We start from the raw sequence: 24,860 nt of genomic DNA on the forward strand, positions 1-24,860 counted from the left end.
CCTGTCAATTGATCCCGTTGGCGCGCTGAAGTTCCCGCACATATGCAACAACCATCTTCACATCGCCGGGCGTGACGCCTTCAACTGGCGGCATATTGCCAAACTTCCAATGGTGCGCTCTGACACCTTGTTTCGCGGCAAGCAAAAAAGCGGCGTCACCGTGATGGCTCGGTTCATAGATCTTGTGGACAAGCGGCGGTGCCACGCCATTCTGTCCGGCAGCATTCGCACCGTGACAAGCGGCGCAAGCGCCATCGAAAACACGCTTTCCCAATTGGGCATTTGCTGAGAATTCAGCAGGCACAACCACGTCTGCAATCGGCGCGCCCTCTTCCGTCTGCGAAAGATCAGGCGTTGTCATTGTGTGGCCGGGCATCGAAGACGATGGCTGCAATTGCTGCCAGATCACAACCGCGCCACCGACGACAAAAAACGCCGCAATCAGGATGCCGGACTTCGACATCAGATTAATCGTACCTGCGTGCCGACCGGTGTCCTTTCGAACACCTCGATGATTTGCTCGTTGTAGAGACCGATACACCCGCTTGAAGAGCGTCTTCCGATCTTGCGCGTATCATGGGTGCCGTGAATCCTGTAGTACGTCCAACTCAGGTGCAGGGCACGGACGCCCAACGGGTTATCCGGCCCGGGCGGCATATAGGCTGGCAAAGACGGGTCACGTTCGCGCATGGAGGGTGTAGGGGTCCAGTCAGGTTCGGGGTCCTTGAACGTGACTGTCGTGTAGCCGCGCTTTGTCAGCTCGTCAGACAAGGGAACCGATGTCGGATAAATGCGCATTTCGCCATCGGCCGTCCAGTGTTGCATCACGCGGGTAACGGTGTCTGCGATGATGATACCCTTGTCCAAAGCGTCAAAGTGGTCTTGCCAAGCGTGTGTACGAAACGATGAGATATTCCTTCGGACACTGGTTTGATCCACCTGCGCACGCAGGATGGACGGGGCCGCGAAAGCTGCCGATGCGGCACCTGCCGTGAATGCTCGACGCGTTACACGTGTTTGCTTGCGGGTCATCATATGGCCTCATGTTGTTGTCTGCCTATCCACTAGACTACCCGCCTGGTCGCATTTCATGAACAGTCCGGGGCCTGATATTATGTAACGATATGTATCCCGGCCAACGGACACGTCTTCGCGCTGCTGCCTCAAACCTCGATGGGTTTCAGGACAACACGCGTGTCGAGCGGGACCTTCTCATAGAGTTCGATGATCTGATTATTGGTAAGCCTTGCACAGCCGTTTGAGACACGTCGACCAATCGTCTTCGGATCCGTTGTGCCGTGAATTCTCAGGTAGGTGTCCCCACGCCCTGGCTGGTAAAGATACAAGGCGCGGGCACCGAGTGGATTGTTCAGCCCACCGGGCACACCGCCCGCAAAACGAAGATATCGGTCAGGATCTCTGGCTATCATGGCGGGTGTGGGCGTCCACCGCGGCCACTTTTGCTTGCGCGCGACATAGAACTCGCCGGATTCATAGAGCCCCTCCCGGCCAATTCCGACGGTATACCTGATTGCCCGATTGTTCGGCAAAGTCCAAAATAAAGCGAACTGGTTCGGATCGACATGTATTTCTCCCGGTTTGTCTGCCTCGGTGAACGGAACCTGGCGCGGCAACTGCTCCGGGGGCACCACAGATGGCCCGACGCGCCGGTCGTGCTCTGCGTCACTATGCGCGAATGCTGTTTTTCCACTCACCGAAAGAGCTGCAACAGAAGTCAGGAAATATCTTCGTTTCATATACTTGCCTCACTAAACTAGTCGGGTTTGAGGTGACGAACAACCCGCGCCATATGTGGCGAGCCTTCCTCTTTCGGGGCTGACTCGGCGCTTTGTTTGACGGGCAGCGTGATTTCAGCGCGCAGACCCCCATCAGTGCGGTTTTTCAGTTCGATAGAACCACCGTGCTCAAGGATGATGCTGCGCGCAATCGACAGCCCCAGGCCATGACCGCCGGTATCCTGTGATCGCGACGTCTCGAGCCTGACATAGGGTCCGAAAACAGCCTCCAGCTGATTGTCGGGAATACCGGGCCCCTGATCGTCGATGGCGACCACTACCTCACTGCCCATGCGTTGCCACGAAACCCTGGCCTCACTCCCGTAGCGGATCGCGTTCTCAATCAGGTTTCTCAACGCGCGCCCCATCGCGCTTGGTTTCACGGATACGATGAGTGGACCTTGGCTGGTCACCTGAACCTTGTCCAAGCCCATACCAGTGATCAGATCGTGCAAATCAACCGATTGGACCTCTTCATGCTGTCCGACGCCCTTCGCGAAATCGAGGGTCGCATCGACCATCCGTTGCATCTCTTCACTTGACGCCACCAAGGACGTGCGCGTGTCTTCGTCGTCCACCATTTCGGCCCGCACCCTAAGCGCCGTCAAAGGCGAGCGCAGATCATGCGCAAGCGCTGCAAGCATCTGGGTCCGGTCACTGACAAATCGCGTCAGGCGATCCTGCATGATGTTGAATGATCGGGTCAGATCCCGAACTTCCTTCGGCCCTACGACCGGCAGATCGCCCTTGGCGGCGCCGCGACCCAGACGTTCGGACGCAGTCGCGAGATCGTTGAGTGGTCCGGTCAGTCGGGACAGGAGAAACCAGAAACTTGCAACCAGCAGAAGTCCCGCAGTCAGTGCAAAGGATATGTTGGACGCCAGCGACCTTTGCAGAGGCGGCCGTTCGAACCGCGTCTCGATGTTGAGCCAATTCCCACCGGACAGCGCAATGGACAGCTCCATCTCGATGGCCGCAAGGCTGCCCTGCATCATTTCGGCGTGCATTTGCGCCATTTCCGGTGACAGGTTCGGAAGGGGCAGCAGACCTCCCTCGATTTCATGAACCTCAACCCGGATATCCCGGCTGTAGCTTTCCTGAAGCAGTGCCCGTATCCGCGCTTCGACCGCTCCACCGTCATCGTGTTGTCCGTGTGCAACCGACGGCTCGTCTGTAAGGTCGAACCGTACGAGCGGAGACGTTGCCGCGCGGACGATCTGGGCATGCAATTCCGGGGGTGCGCCTTCAATCAACTGTGCGACATTTGCGGCCCTTCCGGCGGCTTCGGCACCGATGGCGGCCTGAATGGCTAACGAGCGTTCATCAACGAAAAACCAAAGACTCAGAGCTTGCGCGAGGATCAAGACACCGAGGACCAGAAGGGCAATCTGTGCACGCAACGTCCGCGGAAGCAGCTTCATTCGCAAATCTCGACATCGCAGGAAAGACTATACCCCCCATGCCGGACAGTCGCGATGATCTTCGGGCGCAAAACGTCCTCTTCCATCTTCCGGCGCAACCGGCTCACCTGATTGTCGATGGTTCGGTCCAATGGACCGGCGACCCGGCCGGTGCTCAACTTGAGCAGCTCCTCGCGGCCAATGACCGTCCTTGGCCTTTGCAGGAACATGGTCAGGAGTTTGAGTTCACCGGATGTAAGTAGCGTACGCGAACCGCCTTGGTCAATCAGTGTGCGGCCATCGAAATCCAGCTTTAGGTGTGCAAACTTCAACGTTTTCCCCGCAAAACCATTCGGTTTTGGGATCAGCTGCGTCCGACGCAATATCGCGTTGATCCGCGCCACCAGTTCCTTGGGATTAAACGGCTTGGCGAGATAATCGTCTGCCCCGCCATCCAGACCCGCGATGCGGTCTTCGTCGTCACCCAATGCGGTCAGCATCAGGATCGGAATATGCCCTTCCTTGCGCAATCGCCTGCACGCGGACAGCCCGTCTTCCCCCGGCATCATCACATCGAGGACAATCAGATCGAAATGCGCTTCCGCCAGCCTTGCGTCCATCTCAACTGCATTTTCCGCCGCTGAAGCACGCATGCCGTTGCGTTCCAGATAACTGGTGACGGATTTCCGAATCTCTGAATGGTCATCGACGACAAGGATGCGTGGCAGATCGCTCATGCCGCCAACATAGTCATTTTCACCAAGGGACGCCCATCCCGTGTTTGTAGCCAAATGTAACAGCGCGGGCAGTCGACTTCGGGATACCGAGCAACTATTTAAGGAAGAACATCGAGGAGTTTTAAGTGAACCGACGTGAATTTGGCCTTACGGCACTCAGCCTGGCCTTGGCCGGGCCTGCTTTGTCGCAAACCGCCGCACCCACGTTGCAGGTGACAAAGACACCGACCTGCGGCTGCTGCGGCGCTTGGGTAAATGAGATGATCGCTGCCGGTTTCAAGGCATCGGTCGAGGACGTGGATTACGACACGCTTCAGGTTCTGAAGCAGAAACACGGCATCGCGCCGGAACTGGCAGGATGTCACACTACGTCCGTGGGCGGATATTTCGTCGAGGGTCACGTGCCTGCGGCTGACATCGGGCGGTTGCTGAGCGAAAAACCTGTCGCGCGCGGACTGACAGCACCGGGAATGCCCATGGGTTCGCCCGGCATGGGCCCCCAAGGTGATCCCTATGATGTGCTGCTTGTACTGATGGATGGGTCGACGCAAGTCTTCGCAACCCACGGCTGACGTGTTTGCCCGCGATACGTTCCGACAAAGTTTTTCGCCGACCTTACCATTCGGCAGATTTTGTTGGAACGTATCCGTTCTGAGCTTGGCAAGCATATTGCCGTTCCTGCTTGTCTACATCCTCGCAACGCCTGGTTTTGCGACGCTGCTGCTGACGAATGGGACCGCGCTCTCGCGCTTCCTCCGGCAGGTCTTTACCAATGGGTTTGTGGTCGTTTTCCTCGTGAATTACTTGGGGTTCGTTTCCGCATCGGTCGCGCTGAAGCAGTACCAGCATCGGCCGATTGTTTACCTGGTTTTAGATGGCCTGCTGCGGAGTGTCGCATTCATTGGGGTTCACATTGCCGTCTATGTGATGTCGGCCGATCTGTTCGGCTCGTTCAACGGCAGCCGTGCAACAGCTTTGAGCGTGGTCGGACCAACGCTCGAGCGGTCGTTCATGTTTGGGAACATCTCGGGCGTATATCTCTATGCCCTGGCGCCCGGCACCTTCATCGCGCTTCTGGTGGTTCTGACAGAACCTTCTGGCGAGGCATCGAAGCCTACCATGTTCAGGACAATGAGCATGGCCTTGCTGTTCAGCCTGACCCCGATCCCCCTCGTCACATTCCTGTCCTATGCGTTGGATCTGGCAACCTGACGGGCCAACTTGGTCAACGACCCGCAGGCTGTCATCTGATCAAATTGTATCCGAATGTACCCTTGACCTTGCCTCACTGGAATGTCGCAGAAGAACACGAGCATATTCTGGAGAGCTACATGTCTGACAATCAAAGTCAAAAATCCACCGGTTCATCGAAACTGATGCAGTATGGTATGATGGCCTGTTGTGCCGTTATGTTGTTTCCAGTCGCCGCATTCTTTATTGCAGGCGGCACGATCGCGGGTCTGTGGGGCAACGTCGGCCTTTTTGCGCCGCTCGCACTTTGTCTTGGTGCGCATGTCGTCATGCACAGGATGATGGGAAAGTCGTGTCACGGGTCAAGAGTTGAACAGGCGAACGAGGCGACTGTGGATGCAGAATTTGAAGATGGCCAAGCTCCCGAACGAGAACTGGTACGCGCCCGCTAGAACGCGGCTGACAATCGGAATTCCGATTGCAGGTATTCTGGCCCTCGGCGGTTGTGCCCAGTCGGCCTCGGGCAAGCTTTGCCCACTTGAGCCCCCTTCCGTGACACGGGATGCGGCACACGACGTCATGCTTCCCGTAGGATGTCGCTTGGTCGGTCAGTCTGAAGGTACTACCCACGAAATAGTCTGTGACGACGGCCGGACCGGATGGGCTTTCGATTAAGCGCCAAACCTTGATCCTGCCTCACATTCACCTGCACAGCGACGGTCGCCCACGCCACTACGGGCGCAACCGTTCCAACGCGCTTTGCACGGCTTGACGGCGCGGGTCATCTCCCGGCACCTCCGACAACAGGATTTCAGCGTGTTCAAACGCCGCGATTGCCGGCGCGGTATCACCCAGAACCGAATAGGCATTGCCAAGCCGCATCCATCCATCAAGATCGTCAGGCTCATCTTCCAGCCGCGTGGCCAGCCGTTCGACCATCGAGCGGATGAAATCCTGTCGTTCCTCCACACTCATGTCCTGCGCGTTTTCGATGTCTTCCTGTGTCGGGCCGGACGCACTGGTCTTCGGGGCATAGTCGGCCAGCGAGATCGGAGCCTTGCCGATCTTCGCGCCAATCCGGTTGGCTTCGCCAACAAAGCTTTCCATCCACGGGAAAAACCTATCCGCATCGTCCAGCCGGGCCACCAGCGTTTCGTGAGCCCGAGCCTCATCGCCCTTCTGCTCGAGCGAGACTGCCTTGAAAAAGGCAGCACCGGGATTGGAAGGATCCAGTTCGTACGCCCGATCAATCGCGGTGTCCGCTTCAGGTGTCACCACACCTTGCTCTGCGTAGATCAGAACCTCGGCCAACATGGAGAAGACGGCGGAATCGGCCTCCGGTCGTTGTGCGACAACTCTATATGCATCGGCTGCATCCGCATACCGGCCCATTTTCGAATAGGTTTGCCCCAGCAGCATCCAGCCTTCCGAAGGCCCGCCTTCGGGGTCTGAACTGAGCCGGACGTACAGACGATCTGTCAATTCGGCGATTTCCGCCGCTTCCTGCCGTTCAGTGGCACGTTCGGCAAAGGCGACACCTGGGATCTCTGGCGAGCCCATTGCGGAGTAATATCCAAAAGCGAAGACCGGCACGAACACTGCGCTCAGAACGACCATCAAGCGGCCCCCTGCCGCCGGTTTCCCATCTGACAGAACGGACCGGCGCGACTGCACGAGGATCCGTCTCTTGATCTCCTGCTCCGCCGCCGTGGCCTCGGTGTCGGAAATGACACCGCGCTCAAGATCCCGCCGAACCTCATCCAACTGATCCATGAGGACCGCATCCGTGGCGTCAGCCGGGACGGGTGTCCGCGACGACCGATGGCGCAGCGGCAGGCCCATGAAAAGCAGACCTACAACGGATAACAGGGCGAAAACCAACCAGATCATGAACCGTCCTTTGAAGCGTTCTCTTCAATGAAACGCGCAATTTCCGCTTTTTCGTCATCGGAAAATCCCGTTGCGGCAGCCCTGCGCCGGCTTCTCGAAATGACGGTCCAGCCGACAAGCAGCGAAACAAGCGCAAACACGAAGGGCGCCATCCAGAGCGCGAGAGTGGCGCGATTCAGGGGCGGGCGCATCAGGACATAATCGCCATACCGGGCGTGGATGTACGCGATGACCTCCTTGTCGCTGTCACCGGCAACAAGCCTTTCGCGCACCAGTATGCGCAGGTCCCGCGCAACCCCGGCGTTGGAGCTGTCGATGTCCTGATTCTGGCAGACAACGCAGCGCAGTTCCCGTGATATTTCACGGGCGCGTTGCTCCAGTACAGGATCCTGCAACATCTCGTCTGGCTCGACCGCCAAGGCCGTCACCGGAAGCAGCAGGAGGAAAGCAAATGCGATATACCTCATCCGTTCTGGCCCCTTGCTAACGCGCCAGCCTGGATCAATGCTTCCCTGAATGTGGAAATCGCCGTTTCGCCCACGACGGGGCCGACATATCTGAACAACACCGTCCCGTCAGAGCCGACAATGAATGTTTCAGGTACGCCCGAAAGGCCCCATTCAATCCCCACTCTGCCGCTCAGATCAGACCCGATCCTTTCGTAGGGATTGCCAAGCTCAGCAAGCCATTTAGTCGCATCCTCCGGCTTGTCCTTGTAATTGATCCCGAACAACGTCAGCCCGTCCTTTTCGACCATCTGGGTCAGAACCCCGTGTTCGGCCCGGCAGGGCACGCACCACGAGGCAAACACGTTCACGATGACCGGTCGCGGGTTCCCGACCAGATCGGCGCGGGAAAGCCCTGGCGTCTCCAACCCGTCGACAGCGGCCAGATCGAATTCGGGTGCCGGCTGCGAGATCAGAACCGAAGGAATGTTGTTCGGGTCCCGGTCCGGGTTCAAGCCCCACAGAAAAAACCCCCCGAAAATGGCCGCGATTGCCAGCGGAATGAATGCCAGTATACGTCCCATGCCTACTCCGCAGGAAGTGCTGCGGGCGCTGTCGCCTTGCGACGGGGTGCCCCGACGCGCAACCGCCGGTCAGACAGCGAAAGACCCCCACCAAGCACAAGCATCGCCGATCCGATCCAGATAAAGTTGACCAGAGGTTCATACAGGATGCGCAGGGTCCAAGCCCCTTGCGTGCTCTCGTCCTCGGCGGCCGGATTTGCGATGGACGCATAGAGATCACCGGCCATTGTCGATCTGATGGCGCTCTCTGTGGTGGTGGTTTGCGCGACCGGATAGGTACGCCGCTCCGGGAAGAGATCGGTGACATAGTTCCCCTCCCGGGCCACACGAAGCGTGCCACGATCCGCGAAGTAATTTGGCCCACGCACACGTTCGGCCCCCTCAAAGGTGACATCGAACCCACCAATGCTGACCTCTGTACCGGGCCGGACAAAGATGATTTCCTCGGATTTCCAGACCGTCGAGCCGATAAATCCGAACATCGCCATCGCGAGCCCCGCATGAGCCAGTGTCATCCCATGAGAGGATCTGGGCAGGTTGCGTGCACGGCGCACCGATTCCGGGAACGGTGCCTCAAACAGCTTTATGCGCATCGCCCATTCCCGCAGGGTTGAGAAAAACAGCCAGAATGCAAGCATCAGCGACAGATACCCCAACACCGGACCGCCCTCGGCGAGATACCAGGTCACCAATGTCGCGAGCACGGCCAGAACGACCACGAAACGCAACCGCTGCAGAACGCCCGCCAGATCGGCACGTTTCCAGGACAGGTAAGGCCCCAGCCCCATCGCAAAGACGAGCGGCAGCATCACGGGAATAAAGGACGCATTGAAGAAGGGCGGCCCCACCGACAGTTTTTCACCGCCCGTCGCGGCTTCGTAGAAGAGCGGGTACAAGGTGCCGAACAGCACAATGCCGGTGGCCGTGGCCAGCAGCAGGTTGTTCACCAATAGCCCCGCTTCCCGGCTGATCGGCTTAAACAGGCCGCCGGGCTCCATTGTCGGCGCGCGCCAGGCAAACAGAGCAAGGGAACCGCCGATCGAAACGGCCAGCAATCCAAGGATATAAAGTCCCCTTTCCGGGTCGACCGCGAATGCATGCACAGAGGTCAGCAGGCCCGATCGGACAATGAACGTGCCCAAGAGCGATAGGGAAAAAGTCAGGATCGCCAGAAGGATTGTCCAGCTTTTGAACGCATCCCGTTTCTCCGTCACGATTGCGGAATGCAGCAGTGCCGTGCCCATCAGCCATGGCATGAAACTGACGTTCTCAACGGGATCCCAGAACCACCAGCCGCCCCAGCCAAGCTCATAATAGGCCCACCAGGATCCCAGCGCGATGCCTGCGGTCAGGCTCATCCAGGCAGCCAGCGTCCACGGACGTACCCACCGTGCCCAGGCCGCGTCCACCCGCCCTTCGATCAGGGCGGCAACCGCGAACGAAAAGACAATCGAGAACCCGACATACCCGAAGTAGAGAAGCGGCGGGTGCATGGCGAGACCGACATCCTGCAATAATGGGTTGAGGTCCTGACCGTCGTCTGCCGGAGGGAAAACGCGGTCGAAGGGATTGGACGTCAGCAGCATGAAAGTCAGGAAACCGACACTGATCCAGGCCTGCACCGACAGCGTTCTTGCCTTCAGCGACAGAGGAATGTTCGATCCGAAGAGGGCGACCGCCGCACCAAACACCGTCAGGATAAGGGTCCACAGCAACAGGGATCCTTCGTGACTGCCCCAGGTGCCTGCCACCTTGAACAGCATCGGTTTGAGTGAATTGGAATTCTCCACCACGTTCTTGACCGTGAAGTCGCTTGTGACGAAGGCTTGCATCAGCGCCAGAAACGCGATGCCGACAAAGAAAACCTGACCGAACGAGGACCATCTGGCAGACTGCATCCACAGGATGTTTCCGCGCCCCGCACCGAGGATGGGCAGCACACTTTGAACAAGCGCCATGGCCAAGGCCAGTGCCAGCGCGAAATGACCGATTTCAGGTGTCAAAGGATCATCAGCCTCTTCAATGAATTCACTGGATCGACGTCTGTCTAGCAAATCGTCCGGCGAACTGTGAGTGGTTGCTTTGTCACCGTTTGTAACAGGATGCTGTGACAAATGATTATAAAACGGCCCGCGCTTGGCCTTTAATCAAAGCGCTATAACGCCAATGTATCTAGGGTAAGTCTGAAAGGAATGAGAAATGAAAAAACAAGAAATTATTGCGCTTGGCGTGGTGATCGCGGTTGGCATGGCGCAAACAGCATTTGCGGAATCCGACGGGGCTGCCGACAGCAAGCCTGACAGCGGGAATATGTCCGGCATGGCGATGGGCGATGGCGACAATCAGATGGGCATGATGGGCGGGGACATGATGCCGATGATGCGAAAAATGATGAAGATGCATGCCGCTATGATGGGTGGCCAGGGCAACATGATGGGAATGATGGATCGGGACATGATGTCGACAATGATGTCCGGTGGACAGCCTCATGAAATGGCCGCGCAGATGTCCGAAAAAATGCGGGAGTTCGATGCGAATTCCGATGGAGCGTTGACACTTGACGAGTTCGAAGCCTTGCATATGGACGCAATGCGCGCGCGCATGGTAGATCGCTTTCAGCATCTCGATGCGGACGGTAACGGCCAGATCTCTCAGGACGAGATGGAAGATGCCGGTACACGGATGAGCAAAATGAACGGTACTTCCACCGGAACGGACATGGAAGGTCATCATGACAGCGAATAAGGGTCAAGCCTGCGGCACTCAGCTTGATGGGGGCAAATTATGGCCTTCTTTCTGACGCGCCGCGGCGCAAGCCTTGCGATGTTGGCCAGTTCCGTTGCACCTTTCTCGGCTGTCGCCCAGACCGCCGAGGTCTGGTCGGCGGACATGGCAGCAGATGCGCTGCAACAGGACCTGATCCGGATGATCGACGTTCGGTCGCGACCGGAATGGACCGACACCGGCGTTGCCGACGGTACCTGGCCCATCAGCCTGCATGAGGACCGTTTCGCCGAGCGGCTTTTTGCCGCCCGGGAACGGGCCGAAGGGCGGCCTGTCGCGCTCATCTGTGCGACAGGCGGGCGGTCTGGCCGCGTCATGCGAAGTCTTCGGCAGGCTGGCTACAGCGGCTTTCTTGACGTATCCGAAGGCATGCTCGGTTCTGCCGCCGGACCGGGCTGGATCGCGGGCGGTTATCCGGTCGTCAGTGTCGATATGGCTCTGGCGGCGCTGCCAGAGGAATTGAGTTGAAGTGAAACTGTTGAACCGTCGAGAACTGTTGGGCCATGCCGCAGGCTTTGGGGCTGCATTTGCCCTGCCATCGGCTGCATTCGCGGCATCGGACAAGAGGCTCGCGTATCCTCCCCTTCTCGATGCGACGACATCCCGGCTTTTTCAGCTGGAAGCCCGCACGGGCGAGACCCGTTTTGACGACGGTGCCGCCAGCGAAACGTTCGGCTACAACCAGGGATACCTTGGCCCGACGATCCGGGTGCAGGCCGGGGTCGAGACACGGGCAGAGGTGCACAACACGCTTGGCGAGCCGATGTCGGCGCATTGGCACGGGTTGGTTGTTGCCGGTGAGTTCGATGGCGGACCACATCAGGCCATCGCACCGGGAGACACCTGGAAGCCGGTGCTGGACCTTGACCAGCCCCCGGCAACGGCCTGGTATCACAGCCACATTCACGGCGCGACGGCACGGCAGGTCATGCTGGGGCTGGCGGGTGTTCTGCAGGTGACGGATGACGCGGATGACGCCCGTGGATTGCCATCCGCCTACGGGGTCGATGATCTGACCCTTGTATTGCAGGACCGTCAGTTCAACTGGCGCGGACGCCTGAAATACGATCCCGGCATGCACCAGTCCATGAACGGGTTTCAGGGCGACACAATGGTTGTGAACGGTCAAATCGGCGCGTCGGCAGCGGTTCCGAAGGGGATCGTGCGGTGCCGTGTCGTCAACGGCTCGAATGCGCGGGTTTACCGCCTGTCCATGTCTGACAGCCGGTCGCTTCATCTCATCGCGACAGATGCCGGATTTCTGGATCGACCGATTGCGCTGAACCGCCTGACCCTTGCACCAGGAGAGCGCGCAGAAGTGCTTGTGGATTTCACAAGCGGGCGGGACAGTGTTTTGAAGTCCGACGATATCATTAATTCGGCCATGGGCGGAATGATGGGCGGCGGCGGTTCCGGCAGTCCATTCACCGTGCTGCCTTTCGCTGTCGACACAACCCTTCCGGTTCGCATCGACGCCCTGCCCGGCTCTCTGGACGGGCAGTTGCCTGATCTTGCGGTCAAGGACGCGCCAGTCCGACGTCTGTCACTGGATATGTCGATGGGCATGGGGATGATGTTCTCGCGGTCCGGTAACCGATTTTCGATCAACGGCGCGTCATACGATTCGGGAACGCTCAATTTTTCCACCAAACTCAACAGCATCGAGCGTTGGATTGTGCGTGGGGCCATGATGATGCACCCGTTCCATGTTCACGGCGTCCGGTTTCAGGTCCTGTCGGAAAACGGTACGGCACCGCGTGCAGAGAACAGGGGTTGGAAGGATACGGTACTGGTGGATGGTGAAGTGGAGCTTGCGATGAAATTCGAAAAACCTGCCTCAGCGGCTGCGCCCTACATGTATCACTGCCACATTCTGGAACACGAAGACGGCGGCATGATGGGGCAATTCAGTGTTGCTTAGCGCAGAAATCCCTTTACCCTCCGCTGACAGGAACCTTTAGGGGAATCCTATTCCTCGATAGAGGTTTGAGATGAAAACCGAATTGCACATCAAGCGGCTGACCCTCGCCGGCGGGCTGTTGATCGTCATCTCTGCGCCTATGCATTTCATCTTGCCCGAGCAAAGGCCAATTGTCTTCGCAGCTCTCTTTCTTTTGGTGCTCCATGCCGCTTAGCAAACCGCGCCTGCATCGGGTTGGGCTATGGTTGGTGGTTGCGCTTGGCGTACTTTTGATAGCCATATGGGCAATGGGATATGGCCCGGCGATAGCCCGCGAGACTATCGAGGTCTGGATAGAGCGGGCCGGCGCTTTGGGACCGTTGCTCATCATCGTGCTCATGATGGTTTCGATCGTGGCAAGCCCCATTCCAAGTGCACCGGTCGCACTGGTGGCAGGCGCGGCGTATGGTCATGTTGCCGGAGCTGTCTATGTCGCCATCGGGTCGGAACTGGGTGCACTCGTGGCATTCATCATCGCCCGCTATATCGGGCGCGACCACGTTGAGCGCTGGCTTGGGGATAAGGCCGGTTTCGGGTTATTGGGCTCTCAAAATCTGTTGATGTTGACGGTGTTCGCGTCTCGCCTCTTGCCCTTCATCTCGTTTGACGCAATGAGCTACGCTGCCGGTCTCAGCCGCCTGCGCCTTTGGCGGTTCCTGATCGCAACTCTGGCAGGCATTCTTCCAGCCAGTTTCCTGCTCGCGCATTTCGGAGCAGAGGCCATGTCGGGAGATTTCGGCACTGCTGAGTGGATCATCATCGGTCTTGGATTGATGACTGCCGCACCGTTGCTGGTCGCAGCGCTCTGGCGAACAAATCGGTCAACCAACGCTTCCTAAGTCTGAGTATGTCAGCAAAAATGAAAACCGTGATTGCCTACTTTACCATTGACCTTCCCCCACAGGAAGCTGCGACCGTGAATCGCTATGGATACACAAACACCACAACTCCGCCGGGATTTCCTGTACTACGCCACCGCCGGAACGGGCGCGGTTGCCGTAGGGGCTGCGGTCTGGCCATTGCTCAATCAGATGAACCCATCCGCCGATGTCCGCGCGCTGTCCCAGATCCGCGTCGATATCTCCGGTGTGGAACCCGGAACGCAATTGACTGTCAGTTTTCTCGGCAAGCCGGTGTTCATCCGGCACAGGACCGACGCGGAAATCGCGCAGGCCCGTTCGGAAGATGTGCTTTCCCTTCCTGATACCGTCGCCAGAAATCCCAACATATCCGGAGATGACCTGGCCACCGATGCAAACAGGGCAGTGGCGGGAAATGAGAATTTCTTGGTCATGATAGGCGTTTGCACGCATCTGGGATGTGTACCACTTGGTGACGGAGCCGGCGATTTTGGTGGTTGGTTCTGTCCCTGTCATGGCTCCCATTATGATACAGCAGGACGCATTCGAAAGGGTCCGGCACCGGAGAACCTGCATATTCCCACGATGTCCGTTTCGGAAGACATGATACTGACCCTGGGCTGACAGGAGCTTCGCGCATCGCGAAGGCCCATAAAATTCATACGCAGCGTTGTCGGAAGAGTCTTGACCCTCCAGTAACTGGAAGGGTTATGTGTTCAATTGTCTTGAAAACGGGAATTAGAAGATGGCCACGGACCAAGAACATCATCACGACATGACGCGCACCTCGACCGCATCAGACCCAGATACAGCGACCGACCCGGTGTGCGGCATGACCGTCGAGATAGACGAAGACACGCGCAGTGCCGAGTATGATGGAGAGGTCTTTCATTTCTGCTCGGAAAACTGCGAAACCAAGTTTGGCAAAGACCCATTTTACTATGCGTCGGGAAACGCCCAAAAGACACCAGCACATGGCGAGGCCGGTACGCAATGGACCTGCCCGATGCATCCGCAAATCCTGAAGGATGAGCCCGGGTCCTGTCCGATCTGCGGCATGGCGCTTGAACCGATGCTTCCATCGGACGAGCCGTCAGAAGAGTTGTCCGATTTCACAACACGCATGTGGATCAGCGCGGCAGCCGCCGTTCCGCTGGTTATCCTGACGATGGGTGAACTGGTCGGCCTACCTGTGCGGGAATGGATCGGACATCAGACGGCCGTCTACATCGAATTCGTCCTCGCAACCCCGATCATTCTCTGGGCGGCTCTTCCCTTCTTCAAAAGGGGGTGGGAATCGATCAGGAATATATCGCCGAACATGTGGACCCTGATCGCGCTTGGCGTCGGGGCTGCCTATATCTATTCGCTTGCCGCAACATTCCTGCCCGGCATTTTCCCCGAAGCGTATCGAAACGGCCAAAGCGTCGGGACATATTACGAAGCTGCGGTTGTGATCGTTGCGCTGATCTTTGTCGGTCAGGTGCTCGAGTTGCGCGCCCGCGAACGGACGGGTGATGCCATCCGTGCATTGCTCGATCTCGCACCAAAAACGGCGCGGCGGATCCTGCCGGACGGGACGGAATATGACGCACCTCTCGAACACATTGTTGAGGGTGACAGGTTGCGGGTACGCCCCGGCGACAGCATACCCGTCGATGCCGAGGTCCTCGAAGGGCATTCATCTATCGACGAAAGTATGATCACCGGAGAGCCGTTGCCGGTCGAGAAAACACAAGGCGACCGGGTCACAGGCGGCACGATCAACAAGAACGGCACATTGGCGATCCGGGCCACACAGGTCGGTGCGGACACGGTCCTGTCCCAGATCGTGGACATGGTGGCAGGTGCAAAGCGGTCGCGCGCGCCGATTCAGGGTCTGGCGGACCGGGTATCGTCCGTCTTTGTTCCGACGGTTGTCGTCATTGCGATCATATCCTTCGTTGTCTGGCTGTTCTTAGGGCCCGATCCCGCGCTCGCCTTCGCTGTTACTGCAGCCGTATCCGTTCTTATCATTGCTTGCCCCTGTGCCTTGGGCCTTGCGACGCCCATTTCGATCACAACGGCGGCGGGCCGCGGGGCACAGGCTGGCGTTCTGATCAAAGACGCCGAAGCACTGGAACGCATGGCGCGTGTCGATACCGTCATCGTTGACAAGACCGGAACACTCACCGAAGGGCGCCCCAAGCTGACAGACGTGGTGCCCACGGGGGACAAGGCTGAAAATGACCTGCTGACAATGGCTGCGGCCCTCGAACGGGGCTCCGAACATCCGCTGGCCGAAGCAATAGTCGAGGGTGCGCTGGCACGGGGGCTGACGCTTCCGAACGCAACGGAATTCGAAGCCGTGACTGGCAAGGGCGTGAAAGGCATGGTCGATGGCCAGGTCGTGGCACTTGGGAATCCCGCCATGATGGCAGAGATCAACGTTGACGCTTCGATTGCGGAATTTGCTGCGGACGACCTTCGTGAATCTGGAAAGACAGCAATGCTTGTGGCGATAGATGGCACTTTTGCCGGCATTGTCGCTGTTGCCGATCCCATCAAGGAGTCCACGGCAGACGCCATCGATGACCTTCATCGCCTCGGTCTCAGGGTCATAATGGCAACCGGTGACAATCAGAAAACCGCCGAAGCCGTCGCCGCAAAGCTGGGTATTGATGAAGTCCACGCAGGCGTCTTGCCCGAAGACAAGAAGGCATTGGTGGACTCCCTCAGACAAGAAGGGGCCCGGATCGCCATGGCAGGAGACGGCGTGAACGATGCCCCTGCCCTGGCGGCGGCTGATGTGGGCATTGCGATGGGCACCGGTGCCGACGTTGCCGTGGAAAGCGCAGGCATCACCCTTCTGGGTGGTGATCTTGTCGGCATCGTGCGTGCGCGCCGATTGGCAAAGGCAACGGTGCGAAACATCAAGCAGAACCTGTTTTTTGCCTTCGCCTACAATACCGCAGGTGTGCCCATCGCGGCTGGTATTCTCTACCCGTTTTTCGGCCTTCTTCTGTCGCCGATGATCGCCGCCGCCGCGATGAGCCTGTCTTCGGTCTCCGTCATTAGCAATGCACTGCGGCTGCGACGGGTACGGCTTTAGTCGCAAACTAAGGAGATAGATGATGGCAGGCGGACATCAGGGGCATATGCCGTCCGGCGGCAAGGGGCTGGCGATATCAGCCTAGTTGACCGGCATCTATTTTGTGATTGAACTGGCGATTGGCCTATGGACAGGGTCAATCGCGGTCATCTCCGACGCGTTCCATACCTTTTCGGCCGTGGGCGGTGTGCTGGTCGCCATTGTCGCGGCGCGTATGGCGTTGCGTCCGGCGGATGAAGAGCGGGGCTTTGGCTGGGCGCGCGCCGAAATCATCGTCGCCCTTGTGAATGGCGGCTTCTTGCTGGCCATGGCGGTTGTTGTCATCGCGATGGCTGCCATGCGCATGTCTGCGCCAATTGATCTTCCAACGGGTCCGATGCTGATTGCGGCTGCCGGGGGGCTCTTTACGGAGTTCATTTCGCTTGCGCTGATCTGGAAGCAAAGCAAGGAAGATCTGAACACGAAGGGAGCGTTCTGGCATATCATCCAGACCTTTGTTGGCAGTCTGTTGATCATCGTGACCGCCCTCGCAATCGAATTCACCGGGTTTCTGCTGATCGACCCGCTGCTTGGCATGGCGTTCGGGTTTGTCCTGCTATGGGCGAGCTGGGGATTGCTGAAAGAAGCGGCGCATCTTTTGATGGAAGGCACGCCTCCCGAAGTGAGTCTGCCTGAAATCAAACGTACCCTTGAAGAACTGCACGAGGTTTCCGATGTTCACCATATTCATGCCTGGGCGCTGACAAGTGGCAAGCATGTCTTCTCCGCGCATCTGCGTGTCACAGAGCAAGCAGATCAAGAAGAGGTCCTGCAAACCGCCTACGACATGCTGCGTAAGGACTTCGGGTTCTTTTTCGCAACCCTGCAGATCGAAACACGGTGCTTCGACGAAAGCGGCGCTGAGGCAATCGACCTTTCAGCGGCGAGCAGTAAGACAGGGCATAACGGCGATCTTTGAAAACAGGTCATCGTCGCGGGCAGCAATTCTCATTGTTATCGGGCAAGCGAAATACCCGCCAAGCTTTGCTACCGCACCTTTTGTTATCTCGAACCGGGCATGGTCCGGCTGATCCATTCAGGGGCGCAAATGATACGTTCCCCGGGTCGGATTTGCGATCCGGCCATCATTCACAAGCTTTCGCAAGGCCCGATAGGTGGCCTCGTGCGAAAGGTGCAGCGCGCTGGCAAAATCGACAACGGAGCTTTCAAGCAGGCCCGCCACCATACCGGCATAGACCCGTTCTTCTGCGCGGCGGATGCCTACGATCTCAAGCGCCTGACGTTGCGCTTGTATCTGCTGTGCCGCTTGCCGCGCATAGGCGCGTGCAAAATCCGGATCTGCAAAGGCAGACAAGACCGCCGCTTTGTCGATCTGTACAAACGCCCCAGCCTCCGCCACGACCGCATCGCAGTGGTATCTATCCGAAAACACCGATGCTTCGGCAAGGCTCATCCCGGGCTCGGCACGGTAGATGATAAATCGTTCGCCATCCGGGCCGACACGCTCAAGATGAACGCGCCCGCACTTAACAACATAAAGGCCGCAGGTCCGCGCGCCCTGACGAAAGACCGTATCCCCTGCGGCCCTCGTCAGCGGACGCAAGGCGGAGGGCGGTATGAGATTATAGGGTTCAGGCATCATATGATCCAAATCATCATTTCAGGGTCCGATCAGGTACTAGGCTGAATCCGAATACACTCAGGAAAGGCTGGTCCATGCGACTGATACCCGTTCTCTTCGCTGTCTTGCTTGCGACACCCGTTACGCCGCAACAAATGCATTCATCCATGGGTCACGCGTCCGACGCCCCAGGAAACCGGCCAGTCCGCCTTCGCCGCATTGGCCGAAATAGTTGTGCTGCTCCAGGCCGATCCCGAAACCGATTGGGGCGCCGTCAATATCGACAAACTGAGGGACCATCTGGTCGATATGGACCTTTTGACACGAAAGGCAGAGGTCACCCGCATTCTGCGGCCCGACGGGGCACGGTTCGAAGTGCGTGGCAGCCCGCGTGTCCTGTCGGCCATCAACACAATGGTTCCCGCCCATGCACCGTTCCTTGCCGGTGAAACAGGCTGGAGTGTTGCGTCAGAAGAAATGGAGGATGGTGTCGCACTGATCGTGGGTGGCGATGGTGAACAAATACAGGGCCTTGGTTTCTTTGGTCTGATGACAATCGGTGTACATCATCAAGAGCACCATCTGATGATTGCGAAAGGACGCAAGCCGCATCATTGAGCACGCGCCCAAGGCTCATATGCGGACCCAGGCCGCAATGGTCACTTCGCCAACACTACGCTCGGATATTCACAAAGAATCTGATGTCGACACCAGATCCGCAGAATTAACCGTCACACGCCTGCGGGACCATACGATCAGGGCCGCGCCAAGGATAATCATCGGCAACGACAGCAGTTGGCCCATTGTCAGCCCATAGCCCGCCCAATGAACCGCATGTCCAATCGGGTTGTCCTGCGTGACGAACTGCATATCAGGCTGCCGGAAGAACTCGACAAGGAACCTTGCGCTTCCGTATCCCGCCAGGAACAGGCCAGTAAGGCTTCCGGGAAAGCGCAGCCAACCGCGTTTCCAGGCCAGAAAGATCAGGACCGAGCCAAGCAGGATACCCTCCAGAAGAGCCTCATAAAGCTGGGACGGATGGCGGCCACACAGGCCCACGACGGGCCGCCTCGCCGGGGAATGCCACCGCCCAGGGCACATCGGTCGGACGGCCCCAAAGCTCGTTATTGGTGAAGTTGGCCAGCCGACCGAGGAAAAGACCCGGTGGTGTTGCAACAGCGAGCAGATCCGCCGTTGATAGAACGGGTGCGCCGTTGCGATAGCAAAAAAGCAAGGTGGCCACGACCACGCCGAAAAAGCCGCCATGAAATGACATACCACCCTGCCAGACCATGAAGATTTCGACGGGGTTCTGAAAATAGTACTGAGGTTGATAGAAAAGCACGAACCCCAGCCTGCCCCCCACGATCACGCCCAGAATGATCCATGTCAGCAGGTCTTCCAGTTGCTTGGGTTGCAGCGGCGGCGCCCCGGCCCCCCAGACTGACGAAGAGCGGACCAATGCGACACAGATGCGCCAGCCGATAAGGAGGCCAACAATATAGGCCAGCGCATACCAACGCAGGGCAAAGCGGAACGATCCGATATCAACGGCAAAAATCTCTGTTCCGATGTCAGGAAATTGGATAATCGAAGTCAGCATTCTTTGTTACCTTTGCCTGTTTCACACAAGGCCACATTTTGTTTCCCGCAACGGACGTTGGCGCGTTCAACCCTGTTGTCCCCAGCCCAAAGCGCTGTGGTGAATGTGCCATCCTTGCGTGCGGGAGTCGGTTCCGTTGAACCAGAGATGACGCACATCGGCACCCGCGTCCATGTGTTCAGGCGCTTGTATCCCATGAGTTTTGTACTTGTTTGTAACGGTTGGAAGCTCCGCCGCCTACTGGATCCGTCCGTCGCGGGAAATCAGCCGATCAAGGTCGCGCTCCATGATCTGAATTCGCTCCCGCGTCCTGCAACGACCATTGCGCAACCACATCTATGATCACGGATATGTTCATTGAAGTTGCGCGCGCCCGGCACAATTCAACGGATCATGACGGCACATAATGGTGATAACCGGGATCAAAGCAGGACCAGCGGCATCGCAAAAGGAGTTCAGATGTTTATACGGTCCCTCGCAGCGACACTTTTCATCGCTTTTGTTGCATTAGCTGCAAACGCCCCGCCCCTCTATGCGCAAGGAAAGACAATTCCATTCGATGGAAGCTGGAAAGAACAGGGCCTCTTGCGGCTCTTTTCGAACGAGTACGGCCTGCAAGGTCGGCGGCTGGACGTGATTTCCGATGGCACGGTTTCGGTTCTCTGGCGTCCGGTCAGCGCAGCCCTTGGCACCGCAAAGGCAGCAATGTGGGAATGGTCCGTCACGCAGGGTGTTAAGGGAACCGACCTCACACGGCGCGGCGGCGATGATCGCAATCTTGCTTTGTACTTCATATTCGTCGATCCGCAGACCGCAAGCACGCTTGGCCGAACAACGGCGCGCAAATTGCTGCGTGATCCCAATACGCGGGCGCTGGTTTATGTCTGGGGTGGCAATCATGCGAAAGGCGCATTGCTGAACAGCCCCTACTCGACGGGTCTCAAATCGAAAATTCTGCAAACGGCGCAAACCGGCAACTTCACCGAGAATGTGAACCTGGATCGCGATTTCGTGCGTGCGTTCGGGGACATGCCAAAGGTTCTGGTCGGTCTTGCGGTGACAGCCGACAGCGATGATACCGACGGAAAGATCCTTGCGGCCATTCAGGACCTGCAGATACGTTAGGTGCTCTCCGGTATTCCGCCAAACCTGGGCGCCGATCTGCAATGTATCAATATATCTCGCCGGGACGCCCTTCCGCAACGGTGGGGGATGTGGGTTGCAGGCCCCAGAAACGGAATACACGGAAACCCATGCTTAAGCGTCTTCAGATGATGGTTGCGCTTGGCGCAGCCACGCTCCCCCTGCCCCTGAGTGCGGCTTCGGTGCCTGTCACCCTGACGCCCGGCCTTCACCCGGATCGGGTCGCGGGACATTGCAATGCTTGGATTCAATGGCACCTGTCCCGGCCCCGAAATCAGACAGCGCCAGAACGATATTCTGCGGGCGCGGGTGGAAAACGGGCTGGAGGACGGGACCCTCGTACACTGGCATGGCATTCGGTTGCCCAACGCGATGGACGGCGTAAACGTGCTGACACAGGATGTCATCATCCCGAATGAGGGTTACGAGTACCGGTTTCCGGTTCCCGATGCCGGAACCTACTGGTATCACTCCCACTACCTTTCCTACGAACAGGTCGCCCGCGGACTGTTCGGCCCCTGATCGTCGAAGAACCTGCCCCGCCAGACGTGGATCAGGACATCACGGCCATCCTCTTCGACATTCGGCTTGATGACACCGGCCAGTTCGACATGGAATTCGACCGCGCTGATTTCATAACAGCAGGTAGGCTGGGGGACTTGATGACCACCTTCCTGTCGTCTGAGCAGGCGCGGCTGGGGGATCACATCCGGTTGCGTCTGATCAATCCGACACCGGATCGCATTTTCGAGATACGTATCGACGGGCTGACGGGCTTTTGTGTGGCCTATGACGGGATGCCGCTGCCCGAGCTGGTTTCGCTGGGCAATCTAAAACTCGCACCGGCGCAGCGCATCGACATCATCGCAGATGTGACGGGTGATGTGATCCTAAGAGAAACCGTGCCTTCGGGTGGCGAGGAACTGGGGGGCATTATGTTGAACGGTCAGCGACAAATCCGGTCTGCGCCGATAGCTCCCCTCCCCGCGAACCTCGTGCCCGCGCCCGGAGAGATCACGCAAACGGCAGATCTCTTCATGCAAGGCGGTGCCGGGGACGGCGCGCACGGCGGGTTCGGGGGCTGGGCCTTCAACGACGTGAGCGGTCTGCCGAACAAACCGCTGATTTCGGCAAGACGTGATGAAGCAGTGCAGGTGCGGATGGTGAACGACACTGCTTTTCCGCACGGTATCCACCTGCATGGCCACCATTTCTGGGAAACCGATCAGAATGGTGCGCGAACCCACCTTCGCGACACGACCCTCGTAGCGCCGGGCGAGAAGATGACGATTGTGTGCGTACTCGACAATCCCGGCGCGTGGATGCTGCACTGCCATATGCTGAGCCATCAGGCTGATGGCATGGCGACCTGGATGCAAGTCAGCTGAGGTCGGAGCGGTGGTTGCGCCAACCGTTGACGCGAAGCTGTGCCACAACGGGATATCGCTCTTAACAACAAGCACAGGCCCGTCATACAAAAGTTTACATGGCACTCGCCAAAATTTGCCTATGCTCAGGTTGTGAATGACGCTGGTCTGATAATCGGAAAGGTGCGCAATGCCATCAAAAATCCATTCTGGCGTGATTGTGGCCCATCTGTTCATGGGCATGACGGCGGGCATGGTCCTTGCCGAGCCATTGGAGTTCGCCGACCTAGACCCACCGGTCGGGAACAATGCGCAGGAACCCACCCTGTTCGCACTGCAGGATGATCGGGTCCTGCTGGGTTGGACCGAACCACACCCTGCCGGGTTTGCGGTAAAATTGTCGGTCCTTGAAGACGCAGAATGGAGCGCGGCCCGCACTGTTACCGTGTCCGACGAACTCTTCGTGAACTGGGCCGATTTTCCGTCCGTTGTTGCGCTTGATGACGGTACCTTTGCGGCTCACTGGCTGTGGGAAAATTCCAAAAACGACTATGCCTATGACGTCAAGATCTCTCTTTCGCCGGATGAGGGCCTGACATGGAGCGCACCGATAACGCCACATGATGATCGGTCGGTTAGCCAACACGGTTTTGTCACGCTCCAGCCGCTCGAAGACGGTTCCTTGATGTCTGTCTGGCTTGACGGACGCGCATATGACAAGCCGCTTTTCACCAGCGCAGCCAGCAACTACCCGGATGCAATGCAGTTGCGCGCAACCCGGATCACGCCCGAAGGTACGCGAACCGATGATGTTCTTGTCGATGCGCAGACCTGTTCATGCTGCCAGACGTCCGCCGCATCGCTGGACGATGGCACCGTCCTTGTCGCATACCGCGACAGAACAGATGCGGAAATCAGGGATATATCTGTCGTAAGACACCAAGGCGGCATGTGGTCAGAACCAACAAACGTCCACAATGACGGCTGGGAAATCTCCGGCTGCCCGGTCAATGGCCCCGCCATCGCGACCGCCGGTCAAACAGCCGCCGTGGCCTGGTTCACGGCTGCAAATGACAAGCCGGAAGTCAAGGTTGCGTTCTCTTCCGATGGTGGCAGAAATTTTGGCGATCCGGCGAAAGTCAGCCTCGGGATTCCCGCCGGTCGGGTCGATATTCTCATGCTGGACCCTCAGACTGCGTTCGTGACGTGGGTCGAATGGGCAAATGAGAGCGAGGTGATCCTTGCTTGCCAGATCACAACCGGTCAGCAGTGTAAGGACCTGCAACTGATTGCGCGAAACAACGGCGCAGGTTCGGTCAACTTCCCGCGCACGGCGCGAACGAATGAAGGGGTTTACCTGTCGTGGACACAGCCCAGCAACTCGGATGATCCGGAACCGAGTTCGACTATACGCACGGTTTTCGCTTCCTATTGAAGGTTTCCGGACGAAAGCTGATGGTTCTTTCGCTTGGCTCACATCAGGAGTGGGTCCAACGATCACCGTCAACAAGAATTGCATTTCCTGCAATAGGGCTACCGGCAAATGACGGTGATTTCTCATCCATAGTGACTGGTCTCTGGCCCGGAAATTGTAGCGTGCCACGCTTTTTCATGATCCCGGTCCCGAGCATATGACCCACCAGCGCTACCCAGGCAATGCCGGTGAAATTCAGAAAGAAGGGAAGATCTGCGACAGAAGTAGTGCCCCCGATGGCGAACACCCACAGGCCGAACCCATAAATCGCTGAGGGCAAAAACCAGTTCGTCTGCCCCGCGATACGGTGCCAAATTGGTCTAAAGACGAACAACCAACCGACGGGATAGCCAATCAGGCCAACAAGATAAAAATGTACGAAATATCCTGCGAAATCACCGTTCGGCAGACCAAGGCTGCCGAGTAAGCTCCTCGCTAGCCCGTGCGGTGACAACCGCGAAAAGCCCAAGCCCGGGCTGATGATCTGACCCAACAGATCGAACGCGACGGTCGCAAAGAAACCTGCGACGAACATTAACCCTAAAGTTCGGGCGTTGAATGCGGGTAGTGAACCTGTTGTGCGAGAATCAGTATCAACTGTATTCATGGCGATTCTTTCTTTGTATTGCGGGCGATCAAATAGACAGGGCTAATGTAATGACCAATTGTTGACCCAGCGACGTTCTCGGCAACTCCCGATCACTTTCCATCTTGATGAGATCGGTCTGTTTATGAACCCCGCCACAATAACCAACCTAATGACAGAACGTGGGATGTGCACTGCTGGCTCTAATATGTGATTATCCGTTACCGCCGTCAGCCTCCATGCCGAGAGAATGCTGACCGCCACAAGCACTTTGTGGCTTTGTACGCGCTGGTTCACAATGAGCGCTGCTTATGAGTCGGTGTCGCC

The 24,860-nt window shown here is 57.8% G+C and carries 27 protein-coding genes and 1 pseudogene; 16 read left to right on the forward strand and 12 right to left on the reverse strand.

Annotated elements, in window-relative coordinates:
- Positions 1–4 precede the first annotated feature (4 nt).
- The 5 genes from AB4M76_RS19375 to AB4M76_RS19395 form a co-directional block, all read right to left on the reverse strand.
- A complete protein-coding gene (locus tag AB4M76_RS19375; protein WP_005619178.1) occupies positions 5–463 on the reverse strand; it encodes a cytochrome c in 459 nt (152 codons plus the stop codon).
- Positions 463–1,035 carry a L,D-transpeptidase gene (locus AB4M76_RS19380; RefSeq protein WP_043847205.1) on the reverse strand — a complete coding sequence of 191 codons (573 nt, stop codon included), beginning with the start codon at positions 1,033–1,035 and terminating at the stop codon, positions 463–465. Before AB4M76_RS19380 ends, AB4M76_RS19375 begins: the two co-directional genes overlap by 1 nt.
- A gap of 128 nt (positions 1,036–1,163) precedes the next feature.
- Entirely contained in the window at positions 1,164–1,757 is a 594-nt protein-coding gene (locus AB4M76_RS19385; RefSeq protein WP_005619183.1) for a L,D-transpeptidase, read from the reverse strand.
- Positions 1,758–1,774: 17 nt separating this feature from the next.
- A complete protein-coding gene (locus AB4M76_RS19390) occupies positions 1,775–3,217 on the reverse strand; it encodes an ATP-binding protein (RefSeq protein WP_050672446.1) in 1,443 nt (480 codons plus the stop codon).
- Positions 3,214–3,933 (reverse strand): response regulator, encoded by a 720-nt coding sequence (locus tag AB4M76_RS19395; protein WP_368443833.1) that lies wholly within the window; start codon positions 3,931–3,933, stop codon positions 3,214–3,216. Before AB4M76_RS19395 ends, AB4M76_RS19390 begins: the two co-directional genes overlap by 4 nt.
- A 125-nt stretch (positions 3,934–4,058) precedes the next feature.
- Here AB4M76_RS19395 and AB4M76_RS19400 point away from each other — a divergent pair, with 125 nt between their 5' ends.
- The 3 genes from AB4M76_RS19400 (at position 4,059) to AB4M76_RS19410 (ending at position 5,576) form a co-directional block, all read left to right on the forward strand.
- Positions 4,059–4,505, forward strand: coding sequence for a DUF411 domain-containing protein (locus AB4M76_RS19400; RefSeq protein ID WP_043847208.1), 447 nt, complete (start codon positions 4,059–4,061; stop codon positions 4,503–4,505).
- Positions 4,506–4,602: 97 nt separating this feature from the next.
- Complete coding sequence (locus AB4M76_RS19405) at positions 4,603–5,145, forward strand: hypothetical protein (protein WP_050672448.1); 543 nt, start codon at positions 4,603–4,605, stop codon at positions 5,143–5,145.
- Positions 5,146–5,264: 119 nt separating this feature from the next.
- On the forward strand, positions 5,265–5,576 hold the full coding sequence (locus AB4M76_RS19410) for a DUF2933 domain-containing protein (protein WP_037953520.1): 312 nt from the start codon (positions 5,265–5,267) through the stop codon (positions 5,574–5,576).
- Between the two features lie 280 nt (positions 5,577–5,856).
- On the opposite strand, the gene ccmI is transcribed toward AB4M76_RS19410, so the two are convergent.
- The 4 genes from ccmI to AB4M76_RS19430 are packed head-to-tail and all read right to left on the reverse strand — an operon-like array spanning position 5,857 to position 10,047.
- On the reverse strand, positions 5,857–7,014 hold the full coding sequence (ccmI, locus tag AB4M76_RS19415) for a c-type cytochrome biogenesis protein CcmI (RefSeq protein ID WP_043847209.1): 1,158 nt from the start codon (positions 7,012–7,014) through the stop codon (positions 5,857–5,859).
- A complete protein-coding gene (locus AB4M76_RS19420; RefSeq protein WP_009824475.1) occupies positions 7,011–7,481 on the reverse strand; it encodes a cytochrome c-type biogenesis protein in 471 nt (156 codons plus the stop codon). Before AB4M76_RS19420 ends, ccmI begins: the two co-directional genes overlap by 4 nt.
- Positions 7,478–8,044 carry a DsbE family thiol:disulfide interchange protein gene (locus AB4M76_RS19425; protein WP_009824474.1) on the reverse strand — a complete coding sequence of 189 codons (567 nt, stop codon included), beginning with the start codon at positions 8,042–8,044 and terminating at the stop codon, positions 7,478–7,480. Before AB4M76_RS19425 ends, AB4M76_RS19420 begins: the two co-directional genes overlap by 4 nt.
- Positions 8,045–8,046: 2 nt before the next feature.
- Positions 8,047–10,047: a heme lyase CcmF/NrfE family subunit gene (locus AB4M76_RS19430; RefSeq protein ID WP_043847210.1), complete on the reverse strand. Its 2,001-nt coding sequence runs from the start codon at positions 10,045–10,047 to the stop codon at positions 8,047–8,049.
- A gap of 196 nt (positions 10,048–10,243) precedes the next feature.
- Here AB4M76_RS19430 and AB4M76_RS19435 point away from each other — a divergent pair, with 196 nt between their 5' ends.
- The 8 genes from AB4M76_RS19435 to AB4M76_RS19470 all read left to right on the forward strand — a co-directional run bounded on the left by AB4M76_RS19435 (position 10,244) and on the right by AB4M76_RS19470 (position 17,697).
- Positions 10,244–10,789: a calcium-binding protein gene (locus tag AB4M76_RS19435; protein ID WP_043847211.1), complete on the forward strand. Its 546-nt coding sequence runs from the start codon at positions 10,244–10,246 to the stop codon at positions 10,787–10,789.
- Between the two features lie 39 nt (positions 10,790–10,828).
- Positions 10,829–11,296 carry a rhodanese-like domain-containing protein gene (locus tag AB4M76_RS19440; protein WP_043847215.1) on the forward strand — a complete coding sequence of 156 codons (468 nt, stop codon included), beginning with the start codon at positions 10,829–10,831 and terminating at the stop codon, positions 11,294–11,296.
- A gap of 1 nt (position 11,297) precedes the next feature.
- Positions 11,298–12,749, forward strand: a complete 1,452-nt coding sequence (locus AB4M76_RS19445; protein WP_043847217.1) for a multicopper oxidase family protein — start codon at positions 11,298–11,300, stop codon at positions 12,747–12,749.
- 70 nt (positions 12,750–12,819) lie between these two features.
- Positions 12,820–12,963 carry a hypothetical protein gene (locus AB4M76_RS19450; RefSeq protein WP_009824469.1) on the forward strand — a complete coding sequence of 48 codons (144 nt, stop codon included), beginning with the start codon at positions 12,820–12,822 and terminating at the stop codon, positions 12,961–12,963.
- Positions 12,964–13,036: 73 nt separating this feature from the next.
- Positions 13,037–13,627, forward strand: a complete 591-nt coding sequence (locus AB4M76_RS19455; protein ID WP_227512171.1) for a TVP38/TMEM64 family protein — start codon at positions 13,037–13,039, stop codon at positions 13,625–13,627.
- 87 nt (positions 13,628–13,714) lie between these two features.
- On the forward strand, positions 13,715–14,272 hold the full coding sequence (petA, locus tag AB4M76_RS19460) for a ubiquinol-cytochrome c reductase iron-sulfur subunit (protein ID WP_009824465.1): 558 nt from the start codon (positions 13,715–13,717) through the stop codon (positions 14,270–14,272).
- 121 nt (positions 14,273–14,393) lie between these two features.
- Positions 14,394–16,739: a heavy metal translocating P-type ATPase gene (locus AB4M76_RS19465; protein ID WP_043847221.1), complete on the forward strand. Its 2,346-nt coding sequence runs from the start codon at positions 14,394–14,396 to the stop codon at positions 16,737–16,739.
- A gap of 85 nt (positions 16,740–16,824) precedes the next feature.
- A complete protein-coding gene (locus AB4M76_RS19470; RefSeq protein ID WP_368443834.1) occupies positions 16,825–17,697 on the forward strand; it encodes a cation diffusion facilitator family transporter in 873 nt (290 codons plus the stop codon).
- 117 nt (positions 17,698–17,814) lie between these two features.
- Here the strand turns inward: AB4M76_RS19470 and AB4M76_RS19475 are convergent, their stop codons facing one another.
- Entirely contained in the window at positions 17,815–18,381 is a 567-nt protein-coding gene (locus AB4M76_RS19475; protein ID WP_009824462.1) for a Crp/Fnr family transcriptional regulator, read from the reverse strand.
- A 213-nt stretch (positions 18,382–18,594) separates the two neighbouring features.
- Between AB4M76_RS19475 and AB4M76_RS19480 the strand changes: the two genes are divergently transcribed.
- Positions 18,595–18,978 (forward strand): hypothetical protein, encoded by a 384-nt coding sequence (locus tag AB4M76_RS19480; RefSeq protein ID WP_009824461.1) that lies wholly within the window; start codon positions 18,595–18,597, stop codon positions 18,976–18,978.
- 69 nt (positions 18,979–19,047) lie between these two features.
- Here AB4M76_RS19480 and lgt read toward each other — a convergent pair.
- A pseudogene (lgt, locus tag AB4M76_RS19485) lies at positions 19,048–19,963 on the reverse strand (prolipoprotein diacylglyceryl transferase).
- A gap of 459 nt (positions 19,964–20,422) precedes the next feature.
- Between lgt and AB4M76_RS19490 the strand changes: the two are divergent.
- The 4 genes from AB4M76_RS19490 (at position 20,423) to AB4M76_RS19505 (ending at position 23,908) form a co-directional block, all read left to right on the forward strand.
- Positions 20,423–21,088 carry a DUF3047 domain-containing protein gene (locus tag AB4M76_RS19490; RefSeq protein ID WP_043847224.1) on the forward strand — a complete coding sequence of 222 codons (666 nt, stop codon included), beginning with the start codon at positions 20,423–20,425 and terminating at the stop codon, positions 21,086–21,088.
- Between the two features lie 255 nt (positions 21,089–21,343).
- On the forward strand, positions 21,344–21,628 hold the full coding sequence (locus AB4M76_RS19495; RefSeq protein ID WP_368443835.1) for a multicopper oxidase domain-containing protein: 285 nt from the start codon (positions 21,344–21,346) through the stop codon (positions 21,626–21,628).
- 26 nt (positions 21,629–21,654) lie between these two features.
- Complete coding sequence (locus tag AB4M76_RS19500; protein ID WP_368443836.1) at positions 21,655–22,494, forward strand: multicopper oxidase family protein; 840 nt, start codon at positions 21,655–21,657, stop codon at positions 22,492–22,494.
- 169 nt (positions 22,495–22,663) lie between these two features.
- A complete protein-coding gene (locus AB4M76_RS19505) occupies positions 22,664–23,908 on the forward strand; it encodes a sialidase family protein (RefSeq protein ID WP_050672453.1) in 1,245 nt (414 codons plus the stop codon).
- A 43-nt stretch (positions 23,909–23,951) separates the two neighbouring features.
- Here the strand turns inward: AB4M76_RS19505 and AB4M76_RS19510 are convergent, their stop codons facing one another.
- Positions 23,952–24,554: a hypothetical protein gene (locus AB4M76_RS19510; RefSeq protein ID WP_231886352.1), complete on the reverse strand. Its 603-nt coding sequence runs from the start codon at positions 24,552–24,554 to the stop codon at positions 23,952–23,954.
- Positions 24,555–24,860 lie beyond the last annotated feature (306 nt).

The sequence above is a fragment of the Sulfitobacter sp. PS-8MA genome, from assembly GCF_040933935.1.
Lineage (GTDB): Bacteria > Pseudomonadota > Alphaproteobacteria > Rhodobacterales > Rhodobacteraceae > Sulfitobacter.